The sequence below is a fragment of the Holdemania massiliensis AP2 genome (genome assembly GCF_000327285.1).
Classification (GTDB): Bacteria; Bacillota_I; Bacilli_A; order Erysipelotrichales; family Erysipelotrichaceae; genus Holdemania; species Holdemania massiliensis.
In genome coordinates this window covers 981,737-995,187 of record NZ_HE998567.1, presented here as the reverse complement: position 1 = coordinate 995,187, position 13,451 = coordinate 981,737, and the positions used below count along the sequence as shown (strand labels likewise).

Genomic DNA, 13,451 nt, shown 5'->3' with positions numbered 1-13,451 from the left:
AATTGAAGCGAGCCTGTGCGTCTTTGCTTGACGAATTTGCAGAGTTCGTTACAATGAATGAGAGAGAAGGACGAAAGGAGTGTTCTGAATGAATCAAGCGACACAATTTCGCCGGGATCTGCATCAGATTCCGGAAACCAGCTTCACCGAATTTAAAACCAAAGAATATGTTGTTTCTGTTTTAAAAACATTACATTGCGAGGTGATCGAGCTGTTGGAAACCGGAGCGGCGGCTTACTTTGACGCCGGTAAAGAAGCAACGCTGACTTACCGCGCCGATATGGATGCTTTGCCGATTCAGGAAGAAACCGGACTGGATTTTGCTTCGCGGCATCCGGGCAGAATGCATGCCTGCGGTCATGACGGTCACATGGCGATGCTTTTGGGTTTTGCCCAGGAACTGGATCAGCTGGATCGGACGCAGTGGAAGAATAATATCCTGCTGATCTTTCAGCCCTCGGAAGAAACAGTCGGCGGCGCCAAGCCGATCTGTGATACCGGCATCTTTGAAAAATACAACGTCAAGGCGATTTTTGGCACGCATCTGTGGCCGTTTATCCCAGCCGGGGCCGTTGCCAGCCGCAGCGATGAAATGATGGCGCATGCCAGTGAGGTGACGGTCACGGTCAAAGGAAAGAGTACGCACTGTGCCAAACCGGATGAGGGGATCGATGCGCTGGCCATCGCGGCCGATTTGTTGTGCCGGCTGTACGCAATGGAAAAGAAAATCGCGCCTAACCAATACCGCATCTTAAAGTTCGGCAATTTCCATGCCGGCACGGTACGCAACATTCTGCCGGAAACGGCGGTGCTGGAAGGCTCCTACCGGTCGTTTCAGGATGCCACGTTCGACTGGATGATCGACCAGACGAAAGAGATCATGCATCAGCTGGAACAGGAAACCGGCTGTCAGATTTTGTTTGATTATACCGAAGGCTATCCGGCGGTGATCAATGATGCCGGTCTGTTTGGAAAAGTTCAGGCGTTACTGCCGCAGCTGCAGGTGCTTGACAAACCGGAAATGATCGCCGAAGATTTTGCCTTTTACCAGCGGAAAATTCCGGGTGTGTTCTTTTTCTTAGGCACCGGTACTGGAATCGCGCTGCATAACTGTCATTTCAATTTTGATGAACAGGTGCTGCAGGAAGGAATTAAAACGGATCTGGCATTGATGAATATTGATTTGTAAGGAAGGTCTGAGCAGACAGAACTGAAATTCCGACGCGGTCTTTTTACGCTTGGACAAAGGAGTACCGATGATGATCTATAACGCTGACAACGGCACACTGAACATGGAAGAAACCGAAATGGATTATATTGTTTTCGGTAAGGGACACAAACCGCTTATTTTTATTCCCGGTTTGGGGGATTCACTGAAATCGGTTAAAGGGTCGGCGCTGATGTTCGCGTTTCTGTACCGAAGGTTTGCCCACGATTATCGGGTTTATGTATTCAGCCGCAAAAACAAACTGAAGCCAAATTGTTCAACCCGCGACATGGCTGCGGATCTGGCCTGGGCGATGAAGCAGCTGGGAATTGAAAAAGCGCATGTTGTGGGGATTTCTCAGGGCGGCATGATCGCTCAGTATCTGGCGGCTGACTTTGCCGAGAGGGTTGAAAAGCTGGTTCTGGCAGTTACGCTGTGCCGGCAGAATGAAACGTCCCGGAGCGTCATTTCGCATTGGATTTCGCTTGCGGAACAAGCGGACTTCCCAAGTCTGTTCGCGGATATGGCCGAAAAAATCTATACCCCTGGGCGGGTCAGAATCCAGCGCCCGTTCAATCCGGTTCTGGCCCGGATCCTGCGGCCGAAAAGTCTGAACAGTTTTATCATTCAGGCGCACGCCTGCCTCGGCCATGACAGTGCTGCATTCATTTCCAGCATTCGATGTCCGGTGCTGGTCGTGGGCGGGGATCAGGATCAGGTTCTGGGCAGGGATTCGGCAGGTGAGCTTGCCCGGCTGATTCCGGGCAGCCAGCTAAAAATTTATCAAGGCTATGGACACAGTGCCTACGAAGAGGCTCGTGATTTTAATCGTGTGGTGTTTGAATTTCTGAAGGATTAGCTCTTTTCTGTCATTATTTTTTCAAAACAGGACTTTTTGAGTCTGAGTATACGGACTCTGTCCTGTTTTTGTTTGCTTTTTCAGAGGCCTCAGGCAGTATTCGCTTATATTTGTAGTGTAAAATTTAGAAAAAATAAGCCAAATGTTTCACCTCCGTTTTTAGGCATAAGAAAAACCGCTGGAAAATCTAACGGTTTCATTAAAGGGAGTATTTTTTGTTATTTTTCAATATACTCCTGTATCTCGTCCAGATCATTCAATGCCTCTGGAGAGTAGTGTAGGTTATAAGCCATTCCGTTTTGCCTTGAAATGTGCCCTTACATCATCCGATGAAAGCCATCCCTTTTCCTCTCCCAACTTTCTCCCTTTTGCAAGTTCATTCATCAGCGTAAGGGTAGCTTTCATTTCTTCATAATCTTGTATATCAATAATGGCATAGCGCCCGCGCCCATTCTTTGTCAAAAATACAGGAGAGTCTACGGTTACATCCCGGAGTACATCAGAGTAGTTCCTTAAATCAGATATCGGTTTAATGTTTGGCATGAGATCACTTCTTTCCTACTACCAATATATCCGATTCTGCTGTAAATACAACATCAAATATTACAACAAACTAAAAGCCGCAGAAAAGACTCTTATCGATTATTTAATAATCATTAGCAGGATTGATGAAAACTTATAATTGAATTAACATCACGCTGACCGAAAGGTCAGTCTTTCTTTAGCGTCCATACAGGTTAAAAAAGGCAGCGTTTTTTTCCGGTTCCCGTTTTGTTCATTAAGCCATACTAAACGTAAAGAAGCTTTCATGCTTTATCCAACTTAGGATTAAGGCAGAATGAAAAGCGTCTGAAATCAAGCTGGGAAAACAGGAGGCTTATATGCAGAAAATCGCGATCATCACCGGTGCTGACAGCGGGTTAGGCCGGGAATATACCCAACGGATAGCGGAAGATCCAAATATTGATGAAGTCTGGGCCTTGGCGAAAACCCCGGCTCGGCTGCAGCGGCTGGTACAGGATTTTGGCCAGCGGATCATTCCGGTTCAAATCGATCTGACCGATCCAGGTCAGCTGGCTGACTTCCATCGCCGTTTAACTGCTGAACAGCCGCAGATATTCTGGCTGATCAACAATGCGGGAAGCGGAAAATTTGGACCGTTTGAAAAAATAAAAACATTGGATGCCGTGCAGATTGTTGACTTAAACTGCCGGGCAGTCATCGCGATGACGTCCATTTGTCTTCCCTATATGACGGCAGGCAGCCGCATCATTAATACCGCTTCCCAGGCAGCCTTTCAGCCGTTGCCTTATTTCAGTGTGTATGCCGCAAGCAAAGCCTTTATCGACCGGTTTTCCATGGCACTGGCGGTGGAGCTGAAGCCGCGGGGAATATCGGTCACCTCAGTTTGTCCGTGCTGGATGAGAACGCCGTTTATCATGAAAGCGAAGACGAATACGCATCCCAGCGTTACCCGTTTGTTTCCGATTACGAATCCCGTCCCCGTGGCTCAGAAAGCATTGGCTGACAGCCGAAAAGGCAAATCCCATTCAATTTATGGAATTTTGACACAGATCAGCTGTTGGGCAGCGAAGCTTTTATCGCAGAACCTGATCATGATGCTCTGGCTGATGCAGCAGGGGTGGTCGGGAAGATCCGCTTTTCAACGGTCCTGCCTGAGAGGCGCAAGGTCGGAGAAAGAATCGAAAACAAGGCTGAAATCGCTTGAAATGCAGCATGATTGTGACTGAAAGTTCTGAAAAGTAAAGAAAAAGTTTCAGAAAAAAGTTATTTCCTGCTTGACAAGTTGGCCTTGGGGATTTATCATACAGTCATTGATATAACAGCGATGAAAAGAAAAAGTAAGCCTTGATCGCTCATCCAGAGAGTTTCCGGTTGGTGCAAGGGAATATGAGAAAACAGGCTGAACACATCTTGGAGCAATTCACCGAACGAGCAATCAAGTAGGCTGGATCGGAACCTGTACCCGTTATCGTACTAGAGTATAGAAGCTTTGTACTCGAAGAGGCTGGATTTCGCGAGGAATGCAGTAAATTAAGGTGGAACCACGAAGGGAAAAGTACCCTCTCGTCCTTATTGTTTAGGATGAGAGGGTTTTTGTTTTAGCGGCCGCGGTCTAAAACGAACCATTTCGGGATTCAATTTCATTTCATGCTATATCAAAAGTGGAGGAGAAATGAAAATGAAAAGCAGAAAAGTATGGATGAGTTTGATCAGTCTGGGTCTTTTAATGATGAGCGGATGTCAGGCGAAAACGACCGCGCAGCAGGACAGCTACAGTACGCTGCAGGCCCGCGGCAAAGTCGTGGTGGGGATCGACGATACGTTTGCGCCGATGGGCTTCCGTGATGAAAACAACGAATTAACCGGTTATGATATCGACATGGCGCAGGCGGTTTCGGAAAAGCTGGGGCTGACGTTTGAATTTCAGACGATTGACTGGTCGATGAAGGAAACCGAGCTGAACGCTGGGAACATTGACTTGATCTGGAACGGATATTCGATTACTGAAACGCGGAAGCAGCAGGTAGCCTTCTCTGAGCCGTATCTGGAAAACCGGCAGCTGATCATCACCTTGGCCGATTCCGCCATCATGACAAAGGACGATTTAGCCGGACAAAGCGTTGCCGTTCAGAAAGAATCCAGCGCCTTGGAAGCCGTGATGGCGGAGGCGGAACTGGCGGCGAAGTTAAAAAACGGCGCTCCGGAAGAATTTGATACCAACATCGACTGCTTTATGGATCTGGAAGCCGGCCGTTCCCAGGCGATCGTTGTCGACGAAGTTCTGGCGCGGTATGTGATGAAGCAAAGAGGGCTGGACAAATATAAAGTACTGGATGACAATTTCGGAACCGAACAGTATGCCGTGGGGATGCGCAAAAGCGATGCGACATTATTGAGCAAAATCAATGAAGCGATGCAGGCCTGCGTCGAGGATGGCACCCAGGCGGCCTTAAACGCCAAGTGGTTTGGGGAATAAGCATGATCCGACAGATTCTGCCTTCCTTACTCGCCGGGGCGGGCGTTACGCTGCAGGTATTTGCTTTGACGTTATTGCTCTCGCTGCCCTTAGCTTGTCTGCTTCAGGCGTTCCAACAGTTTTCCGGCCGTCTGTTGAAACCGCTGTTTCGCGGCTACATCACGCTGATGCGGGGAACGCCGTTATTGCTTCAGCTGATGTTTATCTTTTTTGGAATGCCTTACCTGGGTCTGACGTTCAGTCGGGAAGCCTCAATTCTGATTGCCTTTACCCTGAACTACACGGCGTACTTTATTGAGATCCTGCGCGGGGCGTTGGGCGCGGTGGATCCAGGGCAGGCGGAAGCCGGGAAGATGCTTGGCTTTTCCCGCCGCACGATTTACTTTCGGATTCAGCTGCCGCAGGCGCTGCGCAATGCCATGCCGGCGATTGGCAATGAGGTGCTCAATTTGGTCAAGGACACTTCGTTGATCTATGTGCTGGGCGCTTCCGAGCTGTTAAAGGCCGGCCGGTCTGCGGTCAATACGTATGCGACAGCCTTGCCGTTTGTCGTCGTCGGTCTATTGTATCTGGCGATGTGCGGCGGCTTCAGCTGGATCTTAAGCCGGATCGAGAAACGCATCAGTTATTATTAGGAGGAACAAACGATGAGCTGCATCGCTGAGAAATGCGCGAAAACCTTTGGCGCCGATCCGGTATTTGAAAATGTATCGCTGCGGATTGATCAGGGGGAAATCGTATGTCTGATGGGACCTTCCGGGGCGGGCAAGACGACGCTGCTGCGCTGTCTGTGCGGGCTGGAACTACCGGAAAAGGGCACGATTTCACTCTCAGGCACAGTATTATGTCAGGATGGACACTGGTGCGATCCGGTGCAATACCGCCAGAAGATCGGACTGGTGTTTCAGAACTGGAATCTGTTTCCGCATTGGACGGTGCTGCGGAATCTGACGGAAGCCCCGGTGCGCTTAAAGGGAATGAGCCGGGAGGAAGCCGAAAAAAAAGCCCGCAGGCTTTTGGAACAACTCAAGATTGAACAGAAAGCGCAGGCCTATCCTAATTCATTGTCCGGTGGGCAGAAGCAGCGCGCGGCGATTGCCCGAGCCTGCATGCTGGCACCGGAAATCCTGTGCTTTGATGAACCGACCAGCGCCCTGGATGAACAATCCGCGCTGGATGTCACCCAGATCATTCAGGATCTGGCGGCACAAGGACTGGGCATCCTGGTCGTCACGCATGACGAACAATTTGCCCGGCGGACGGGAACACGGTTCGTTCGGCTGAACGAGCTTCAGTCCAATTCGTAAGTTTGATAACGTTCACTGAGGGAAGCGCTCAGGCACATCGTGCCGGGCGTTCCTTTTTTTGTGACAAACGGGATGAATTGATAACCATCCCCTTGGCACAGCGCACCATGCTCATCGATCACGCTGAACTGGGAAAACTGGCTGTCAATACCGCAGCCTGACCATTTAACATAGCTTTCCTTCGCGGTCCAGATAGGAAAAAAGGCTTGGGGATGCTTGGCCAGCCAGGCTTGTTCGAGCGGATGGAAAAACCGGCGCGCAATTGCTTCTTCACGGCAGCGGCGGGGCTGTTCAATATCTATGCCGACCGGCTGACTGGCAAACAGACAGACCCATTGCTGGCCGCTGTGGGAAATACTGAAATGCATTGCGGGCAAATCCGCGAAATAAGGCTTGCCCTTCGGCGTAAGGGTGCGCTCTGTCGGGACAAACGGCAGGATTCCCATATCGACCTGCCGCTTTAACGCTTTCTGAAGCAGACCGGCACTGGACAGGGAATCCAGAGAACCTGAAAACAACCGCAGTCCGGCTTCAGTCATGAACGCCCTGTTTCTCCAGATAGTCGGCAATATCTTTGATTTTCTGGATGTGCCGGATTTGCTGAGTCTCAATTTCAATCCCGAATTCGTTTTCAAACGCGATGATGATGTTTACAACGTCAAACGAATTCAGCTGCAGATCCCGAACCAGATCGGTCTGCAGCGTCAGCTGCTGCTGGCCTGTCACCTCGGTGATGATCGCCAGAATTTTTTCTATCATGCTTCACTTCTCCTTTCCGGCATCGGCGGCCGCTTGATCTTGCGGGTCGCTGTTTTTTCAAATTCCGTTTCCCGCAGCTTGATCATCTGAATCTGCTTGTAGGAAGGCAGCTGTTGGTTGACCTGATCGACATCGGCCTGCAGCTGCTCTAAAATCTCATAAGCCGACATGCCTTCGGTGGCTTGAGGATCCGGATAAATCATGACCGCCAGCCGGACATCGTCAGGATTTTCCGACGCTCCCATACCGTAGGCCATCACTTCTTTGACTAGCGGCAGCGGAATCAGCTGCTGTTCGATTTCCTCCGGCGAGACTTTCTTGCCGTTTTTAAAGACGATCAGATTCTTTTTCCGACCGGTAATGCGCAGATGACCGCGGGAATCCAGACTGCCCAGATCCCCGGTTAGAAACCAGCCCTGGTCAAAGACCTCTTGGCTCAGTGCTTCATTTTTATAATAGCCCTGCATCACCGAGGTCCCGCGCACGGCGATCTCTCCCTGAATTAAGCGCAGTTCAATGCCCGGCAGAACATGGCCGACGGTATCGACGCGGCTGTCGAGATTGCGGTTGACGCTGATGAGCGGCGAGCATTCGGTAATCCCGTAGCCCTGAATGATCTGAAAGCCGAAGGCTTCCATTTCTAATCCGATCTTTTCCGACAGATGCGCTCCGCCGCAGACGATCATGTTCAGCCGGCCGCCGAAGGCTTCCCGGATCGGCTTTAAGAAGGCAGGGAAGGGCCGAAAGCCGAACCGATGGACAATCCGGTACAGCTTCAGATAGTTTCGCATCTTGGCTTCCTGGCCTTGGTTTTTTAACGTCCGCCAGATATTTTGGTGCATCATTTCAACGATCAGCGGAACGGCCATCATGTTTTCCGGCGCAAAGGTCTTCAAATCCCGAAGCATGGTTTTCAACGATCCGTTAATGCACAGCGTCGAACCATGAAGCAGAATGTTGATGACCGAACAGGTCAGACCGTAAGTGTGATAGAAGGGCAGGGAGGTATACATCGTATCCGCGATGCTGACTAAGCGCATCGAGTCGGCGGCATTGAGCAGAATCCCGGCTTCACTCAGCATGACCGGTTTGGAAACGCTGGTCGTACCGGAGGTGTAGACAATCGAGGCCGTGAAGCTGCCGTCATGATCAGGAAAAGACCAGTCGCCCTGATGTTCGCGGACCAGCGTCAAACCTTTCAGCCACAGTGCTTTTAAACTGTCGTCTTCATCGTAGCTCAGCCGCAGAACCTTCTGCAGCTTGGGACATTGGTGCCGCAGCGAGTCAGTCAAAGGCAGGAAGGCCGGGGAAACAAAGACGGTGGTGCAGTCTGTGTGCCGGATCATTTCGGTTAAAATTTCTTCCGGCTGCTCGGTATCCATACAGACGGCGGTGCGGCCGCTGAGGATCAGCGCCAGATAGGTGATCAGCCAGCCGTAGCTGTTTTCACTGAGAATCGCGGCATGGCCTTCCGGCAGAAACAGCCGAAACGCTTCACTGAGCGCCTGCACGTCTTCCGCCAGCTGCTTGTAGGTGCGGCTGAAGCGTTCACCCCGAGGGGAGAAGCTGACAATCGCATCCCGCGCGCCAAATTGGGTTTTGATGCCTTCCAGATAACACCGGAAAGTAGGGTAAGTGTCAGCGGGATAGTTCGGATAAGTTCGCATCAGGACATCTCCTTTCTAAAGCTCATGGAAAGTCCATTCCAGTTGGGAACGAATTTCATCATAGCCCTGCAGAATTTCCAGAAACTCATCGACCAGCTGCGGGTCGAATTGCGTGCCTTTGTTGCGGATCAGCTCTGCGCGGGCCTGTTCCATCGACAAACAGCTGCGGTAGGAGCGAAATGAGGTCATTGCGTCAAAAGCATCGGCGACGGCGATCATCCGCGAAGCCAGCGGAATCGCCGTACAGGACAGATGATCCGGATAGCCCTGACCATCCCAGCGTTCATGATGGCTGCGCACAATCTTAGCGATATCCTGGAAGAACGACATCGTCGATAAAATTTCATAACCCAGCGCCGAATGCCGCCGGATCGCTTGATATTCTTCTTCATCCAGCGGGCCGCGTTTGCTTAAAATGGAATCCGGCACGCCGATCTTGCCGACATCATGGAACAGGCCGGCCAGACGGATTTTTTCCAGCTGGTCTTTGTCGCTGATCTGCCGGCGGGCCAAAAGCAGCGTATAATAGCTGACGCGGTCGGAATGACCGCGGGTATAGATATCCTTGGCTTCGACCATTAACCGCACCGCGGTGATCGTCTGCATGTAGTTTTCTTTCAACAGCTGATTGGTTTCCAGTAGTTCCTTGTTTTTGTCCTGCAGCAGCGTATGCAGATAGGTGCTGGCGACTGCCGAGGAAGCCTGGTGACCATAGGCTTCCATCAGCTGGATGACCGTGGCGGACGGCAATTCATCAAAGTCAACGCCGATCACGCCGAGAAACTGTTCGTTCTCATCCTTTAGCGGCAGCACCAGCTGCTGATCCTGCAGCGCGGCTGTTCCCTGCAGCTTGGCGGCCTGGATCAGCGGCAGAAAGCGGGGAAAATGCCGTTTCATGAACTGCGTCGCATCGAGCGAATAATCGCCGCTGCCGCTGAGCATCAAGGAGGAGACTAACGTCAGCTTCTCACTGACCTGTGGTACGGTTAACGGATTGAGCAGCACGAAGACATTATCCTGCCGGGTCAGTGAACGGGTCTGACTGACGATCAGCGGGATCAGCTGCGACAAATTTTTTTCTTCCACTAAAAGCGGCATATCGGCAACGATTTCGCCTAAGCCGTCGCGATAGCTGCGGATTGTGCGCATCTGCCGAATGGATTTCACACACGATTCGACAAGCAGCTCCAGCTGGTCGAATTTGTCGCTTTTTTCATAATAACCCTGAATATCCAATTCCCGGATCGTCTTGACCGGCGGCGCCAGATCCTTATGTCCTGTCAGAAGAATAATGAACAGTTCATGATTAAACTGCCGGATTTGTTCGACGACCTTATCGCCGCAGATCGGACTCATCAGAAAGTCCAGCAGCAGGATATCAAAATGTTCCTGCCGGACACGTTCAATGGCTTTCAGCGGATCGCTTTCGATCTCTACTTGATAGCCGCTGCCCTGAAAATAAGAACGCAGCGCCAGGGTGATCATTTCATCATCATCGAGAACCAACAGCCGAAACTCGTTGGAAACGGCGCCTTTGCGATTTTTTCTCAAGCCCAATCCCTCCTTTCCTGAATGTCTGCGCTTTCTTCCACAGTTTCGGAAGAAAGCGGAATGGTAAAGCCGAAGACCGCCCCTCCGCCGGGGTTGTCGTCAAACCACAGCTCGCCATCAAATTTGCCCTGAATCAGCGCTTTGGACATATAGATGCCCAATCCTGCCCCGGCCGCTCCTTTGGTCGTGACCATTTCGTTGAGCAAATGCCGGCGGACGCTGTCCTGAATGCCGCTGCCATGATCGCTGACCGTTAAAATCAGATTGCCCTGCTGCTCCTTGACAGTCAGTGTGATCGTGTGATCGCCTTCGGGCAGCTGGGCGTCGATCGCATTGGCGACGAAGTTGTTGACGACCTGAACGAGATTGTTGATGTCGCCGTGCAGCAAGACGGTCGGTGCGGTCTGGTTGTCGGTGATCAGGCGGCAGCCGCTGACGGTTAATTCATGCCGCATCAGCAGCGTTGTCCGACGGATCAGCTCTTCTGCGGTAAACGCCACTTTTTCCGAGGCGTTCATGTTGGCAGCCTGACCCTTGACGGCCGTGATGATATCCGACATGTAAGCGCAGGAGTCCTTGCAGCGGCGAATCCAGTCGGTCATTTCACCGCTGATTTCACGATAATCGGCGGCTGTGACTTCCGGATCGCCGAAGCTTTCTTCACATTCACGCACCAGGTCCTCCATCGCGCTGAGCGCACCGGAAATCGACATGATCGGTGTTTTCAGATTGTGCGCGATGCCGCCGACCATCTGTCCCAGGGTTGCCAGCCGTTCGCGCTCCATCATCTGTTTTTGGGATTTCTGCAGCTTCTGCATGCTTTCCTTGAGCGTCGTGACATTTTTATAGATGACGCTGAAGCCGGCGATGGTATCGTCGATCTTTAATGGTGTGATTTCGACCATGTAGTAATACATCTGACCACCGTTGACAATCGATTGTTCATAAACGATCGTACTGCCGCTGTCGCGGGCGGAATCGACCGAGCTGATCAGATTGCGGATCGCGGTCTGGGCGGCGTTGTCTTCCGGAATCTGAATGTCCTTGAGCGAGCGGTTGACCAGAATCCCGCAGCGTTGTCCGAAGATATCCGCAAACGGCTGATTGTAATTGAGCACCAGACCGGTATCGCTGAGGATCAGATAACCATCGGAGATCCAATCGAGGATGTGCTGGGTGGCAATCGGGGTGATGTTGAGAAAATTCAGCCTTTCAATCGCGATGCCGTGAAAGATTACCGTAAAGACAAAGCTGATCGGCGTCGCCGCAATGCTCAGGTTGAGAATCTTGAACGTCGCCAGCATACTGACGGCAAAGGGAATCAGGTTGCCCAGCGAAAAGAGCAGAGCTTGGCGCATATACAGTGAGTTATGACTTTTAAAAGCAAAGTTCATGATGATCAGAATGGACAGCAGCATGCATAGATAACTGTAGCCGCCGCTGATCAGCATGTACGGCCCGAACACCACTTCGCTGGCAATTACACTGAACTGCCGGTAATGCAGATGGTGCAGCGGATTGGTCCAGATCATGATGTTGGTCAGCAGCGGAATGACAAACAGCCAGGCCGTCTTTTTTGGCAGACGGGCGTAATGGCGGACAAAGACAATCGCAATCAGAAGCGACAGCACCGGGGTCAGAGAAACGCCGAGATTGGACAGTGCATCCCAAAAATAAAGTGCGATCTGATCATCCGGGCGTGAAAAGCGCATGCCGATCAGCGCTATCATCCATTCGATCAGCGCCAAGGCTAAGAACGCATAAATCTTATTGATCAGATGGGAGCGGTTGGTTCTGAGATTGCGGGAGATGATCATCACCAGACCGATGATGGAAATGTAAAACGTCATTAAAGCCGTATTGGAAATCATTCGCTTTCACCTCGCTTTGATCGATGGCTGCGCAGTTCCTTGTCCGGATCGGGGATACTCCACGTAAATTCAACCTGACGCAGGGCATTCAAGGTCAGCGTGCAGTCGGCCTGAATCTGCGGCGGCTGTTTTTGCAGCGCGTTCATTTCTTCAATCAGACTGCCTAACAGCGCGTCGTGTTTCTGCTTTGTCTTCAGCTGCTGCTGAAACTGGGCGTCGCTGACCTGCGGCAGATCGTAGAAAATTTCTTTAAACGTCAGCGGATGGGGATTGGCCAGATGCGCGACGCACAGCGTTGTCGTACAGATCAAAGCGGCAGCCCGGGCGCATTCGTCTACGGCGCTCACTTCTACTGACATCTCAGCCAATGCCGCCGGCAGCATCCCGACCTGAAGCAGTCCTTGGCAAATTCGCCAGAACGCGTTGTCTTGGTAAGCGAGCTGGAACTGACCGTCGGTGTGACGTCCAACTAAGCGGCCTAAGCGCAGAATCCGCACCGGCAGACCTTCATCGCGGGCCGCCAGCACACGCTGCTCAGCCATAAACTTGGATTCGATGTAAAGATTATCCTGCCAGTTTTGTCCGATGTCCAGATCCGTTTCAGTAAAGACCGCCGGCTGCTGCGGCTGAGCTTTTAAAACTGTACCGCATAAGCTAAGCGTTGAAACATGGATGAACGGCACATGCGCCTGGCGTGCGGCGGCGAGCATCGTTTCGGTGGCTTCGACATTGGCGCGCAGGAATTGTTCACGCTGTCCATAGTGACGAACCTCAGCCGCGCTGTGAATGACACAGGTGATCTGGGAGGTGATCAGCGCGTAGGCCGAGGCTGAAAGTCCCAGCTGCGGATCGTGCAGATCGGCTTTCAGACAAACGAGTTTGGCCTGATGTTTCGTAACCCAGTCCTGACCTAAAAGCTGCGCAGCTTTCTCGAAAACAACGCTGCGGTCCTGCCGGCTTAAAACAAAGATCCGGGAAGAAAGTTTCAGGTCAAAGAGCGCCTGGATCAGATGCAGACCAAAGTAGCCGCTGCCGCCGCTGATTAACACGACATCCAGATTGACCGGTGCCTGAACGGCCGGCGTTATTTTCTGCGGTGTGAAACTTTCTGGTGTGACAGCCAGTTCAGCGGCCTGCCGTAGCAGCAGACGCTGCTGGTTGAGCGAAGGGCTGCGGTAGAATTCCTCCAGCGTCATCGGCCAGTCGCGGCGGTAATATTCCGTCAATAA

Annotated in this window: 13 protein-coding genes and 1 other annotated feature; of the genes, 6 read left to right on the top strand and 7 right to left on the bottom strand. The window is 51.6% G+C overall.

Annotated elements, in window-relative coordinates:
- Positions 1-88: 88 nt before the first annotated feature.
- Together BN162_RS04630 and BN162_RS04625 are read left to right on the top strand one after the other, a co-directional pair.
- The gene (locus tag BN162_RS04630; protein WP_020223915.1) at positions 89-1,189 is read left to right on the top strand and encodes a M20 metallopeptidase family protein; all 1,101 of its coding nucleotides are present in this window, start codon (positions 89-91) and stop codon (positions 1,187-1,189) included.
- Between the two features lie 70 nt (positions 1,190-1,259).
- The gene (locus BN162_RS04625; protein ID WP_020223914.1) at positions 1,260-2,066 is read left to right on the top strand and encodes an alpha/beta fold hydrolase; all 807 of its coding nucleotides are present in this window, start codon (positions 1,260-1,262) and stop codon (positions 2,064-2,066) included.
- A gap of 282 nt (positions 2,067-2,348) precedes the next feature.
- Here BN162_RS04625 and BN162_RS04620 read toward each other — a convergent pair whose 3' ends face one another.
- Positions 2,349-2,609 (bottom strand): type II toxin-antitoxin system prevent-host-death family antitoxin, encoded by a 261-nt coding sequence (locus BN162_RS04620; RefSeq protein WP_020223913.1) that lies wholly within the window; start codon positions 2,607-2,609, stop codon positions 2,349-2,351.
- Positions 2,610-2,947: 338 nt separating this feature from the next.
- On the opposite strand from BN162_RS04620, the gene BN162_RS04615 reads away from it, so the two are divergent.
- The 4 genes from BN162_RS04615 to BN162_RS04600 all read left to right on the top strand — a co-directional run bounded on the left by BN162_RS04615 (position 2,948) and on the right by BN162_RS04600 (position 6,374).
- Entirely contained in the window at positions 2,948-3,817 is an 870-nt protein-coding gene (locus tag BN162_RS04615) for an SDR family NAD(P)-dependent oxidoreductase (protein ID WP_020223912.1), read from the top strand.
- An 89-nt stretch (positions 3,818-3,906) separates the two neighbouring features.
- Positions 3,907-4,165: a binding site (T-box leader), on the top strand.
- A gap of 104 nt (positions 4,166-4,269) precedes the next feature.
- Positions 4,270-5,067 (top strand): amino acid ABC transporter substrate-binding protein, encoded by a 798-nt coding sequence (locus BN162_RS04610; RefSeq protein ID WP_020223911.1) that lies wholly within the window; start codon positions 4,270-4,272, stop codon positions 5,065-5,067.
- Positions 5,068-5,069: 2 nt separating this feature from the next.
- The gene (locus tag BN162_RS04605) at positions 5,070-5,702 is read left to right on the top strand and encodes an amino acid ABC transporter permease (RefSeq protein WP_020223910.1); all 633 of its coding nucleotides are present in this window, start codon (positions 5,070-5,072) and stop codon (positions 5,700-5,702) included.
- Positions 5,703-5,714: 12 nt separating this feature from the next.
- A complete protein-coding gene (locus BN162_RS04600; protein ID WP_020223909.1) occupies positions 5,715-6,374 on the top strand; it encodes an amino acid ABC transporter ATP-binding protein in 660 nt (219 codons plus the stop codon).
- Here BN162_RS04600 and BN162_RS17710 read toward each other — a convergent pair.
- From BN162_RS17710 to BN162_RS04570, 6 genes are all read right to left on the bottom strand, one after another.
- A complete protein-coding gene (locus BN162_RS17710; RefSeq protein ID WP_020223908.1) occupies positions 6,359-6,913 on the bottom strand; it encodes a 4'-phosphopantetheinyl transferase family protein in 555 nt (184 codons plus the stop codon). The two genes, BN162_RS04600 and BN162_RS17710, sit on opposite strands and share 16 nt — an antisense overlap.
- A complete protein-coding gene (locus tag BN162_RS04590; protein WP_020223907.1) occupies positions 6,906-7,133 on the bottom strand; it encodes an acyl carrier protein in 228 nt (75 codons plus the stop codon). The genes BN162_RS17710 and BN162_RS04590 overlap by 8 nt, the downstream gene beginning before the upstream one ends.
- On the bottom strand, positions 7,130-8,800 hold the full coding sequence (locus tag BN162_RS04585) for an AMP-binding protein (RefSeq protein WP_020223906.1): 1,671 nt from the start codon (positions 8,798-8,800) through the stop codon (positions 7,130-7,132). The genes BN162_RS04590 and BN162_RS04585 overlap by 4 nt, the downstream gene beginning before the upstream one ends.
- A 15-nt stretch (positions 8,801-8,815) precedes the next feature.
- Complete coding sequence (locus BN162_RS04580) at positions 8,816-10,351, bottom strand: HD domain-containing phosphohydrolase (RefSeq protein WP_020223905.1); 1,536 nt, start codon at positions 10,349-10,351, stop codon at positions 8,816-8,818.
- Entirely contained in the window at positions 10,348-12,222 is a 1,875-nt protein-coding gene (locus BN162_RS04575; protein WP_020223904.1) for a histidine kinase N-terminal 7TM domain-containing protein, read from the bottom strand. The genes BN162_RS04580 and BN162_RS04575 overlap by 4 nt, the downstream gene beginning before the upstream one ends.
- Positions 12,219-13,451: SDR family oxidoreductase (locus tag BN162_RS04570; protein ID WP_040451145.1), on the bottom strand; the 1,233-nt coding region annotated here is incomplete at its 5' end. The genes BN162_RS04575 and BN162_RS04570, both read right to left, overlap by 4 nt.

What these genes read in the sequence shown, in the direction of transcription:
- BN162_RS04610 (WP_020223911.1), top strand. Translation starts at nt 4,270, where the DNA reads ATGAAAAGCAGAAAAGTATGGATGAGTTTGATCAGTCTGGGTCTTTTA.
- BN162_RS04620 (WP_020223913.1), bottom strand. Translation starts at nt 2,609, where the DNA reads ATGCCAAACATTAAACCGATATCTGATTTAAGGAACTACTCTGATGTA.
- BN162_RS04630 (WP_020223915.1), top strand. Translation starts at nt 89, where the DNA reads ATGAATCAAGCGACACAATTTCGCCGGGATCTGCATCAGATTCCGGAA.
- BN162_RS04590 (WP_020223907.1), bottom strand. Translation starts at nt 7,133, where the DNA reads ATGATAGAAAAAATTCTGGCGATCATCACCGAGGTGACAGGCCAGCAG.
- BN162_RS04605 (WP_020223910.1), top strand. Translation starts at nt 5,070, where the DNA reads ATGATCCGACAGATTCTGCCTTCCTTACTCGCCGGGGCGGGCGTTACG.
- BN162_RS04575 (WP_020223904.1), bottom strand. Translation starts at nt 12,222, where the DNA reads ATGATTTCCAATACGGCTTTAATGACGTTTTACATTTCCATCATCGGT.
- BN162_RS04625 (WP_020223914.1), top strand. Translation starts at nt 1,260, where the DNA reads ATGATCTATAACGCTGACAACGGCACACTGAACATGGAAGAAACCGAA.
- BN162_RS04615 (WP_020223912.1), top strand. Translation starts at nt 2,948, where the DNA reads ATGCAGAAAATCGCGATCATCACCGGTGCTGACAGCGGGTTAGGCCGG.
- BN162_RS17710 (WP_020223908.1), bottom strand. Translation starts at nt 6,913, where the DNA reads ATGACTGAAGCCGGACTGCGGTTGTTTTCAGGTTCTCTGGATTCCCTG.
- BN162_RS04600 (WP_020223909.1), top strand. Translation starts at nt 5,715, where the DNA reads ATGAGCTGCATCGCTGAGAAATGCGCGAAAACCTTTGGCGCCGATCCG.
- BN162_RS04585 (WP_020223906.1), bottom strand. Translation starts at nt 8,800, where the DNA reads ATGCGAACTTATCCGAACTATCCCGCTGACACTTACCCTACTTTCCGG.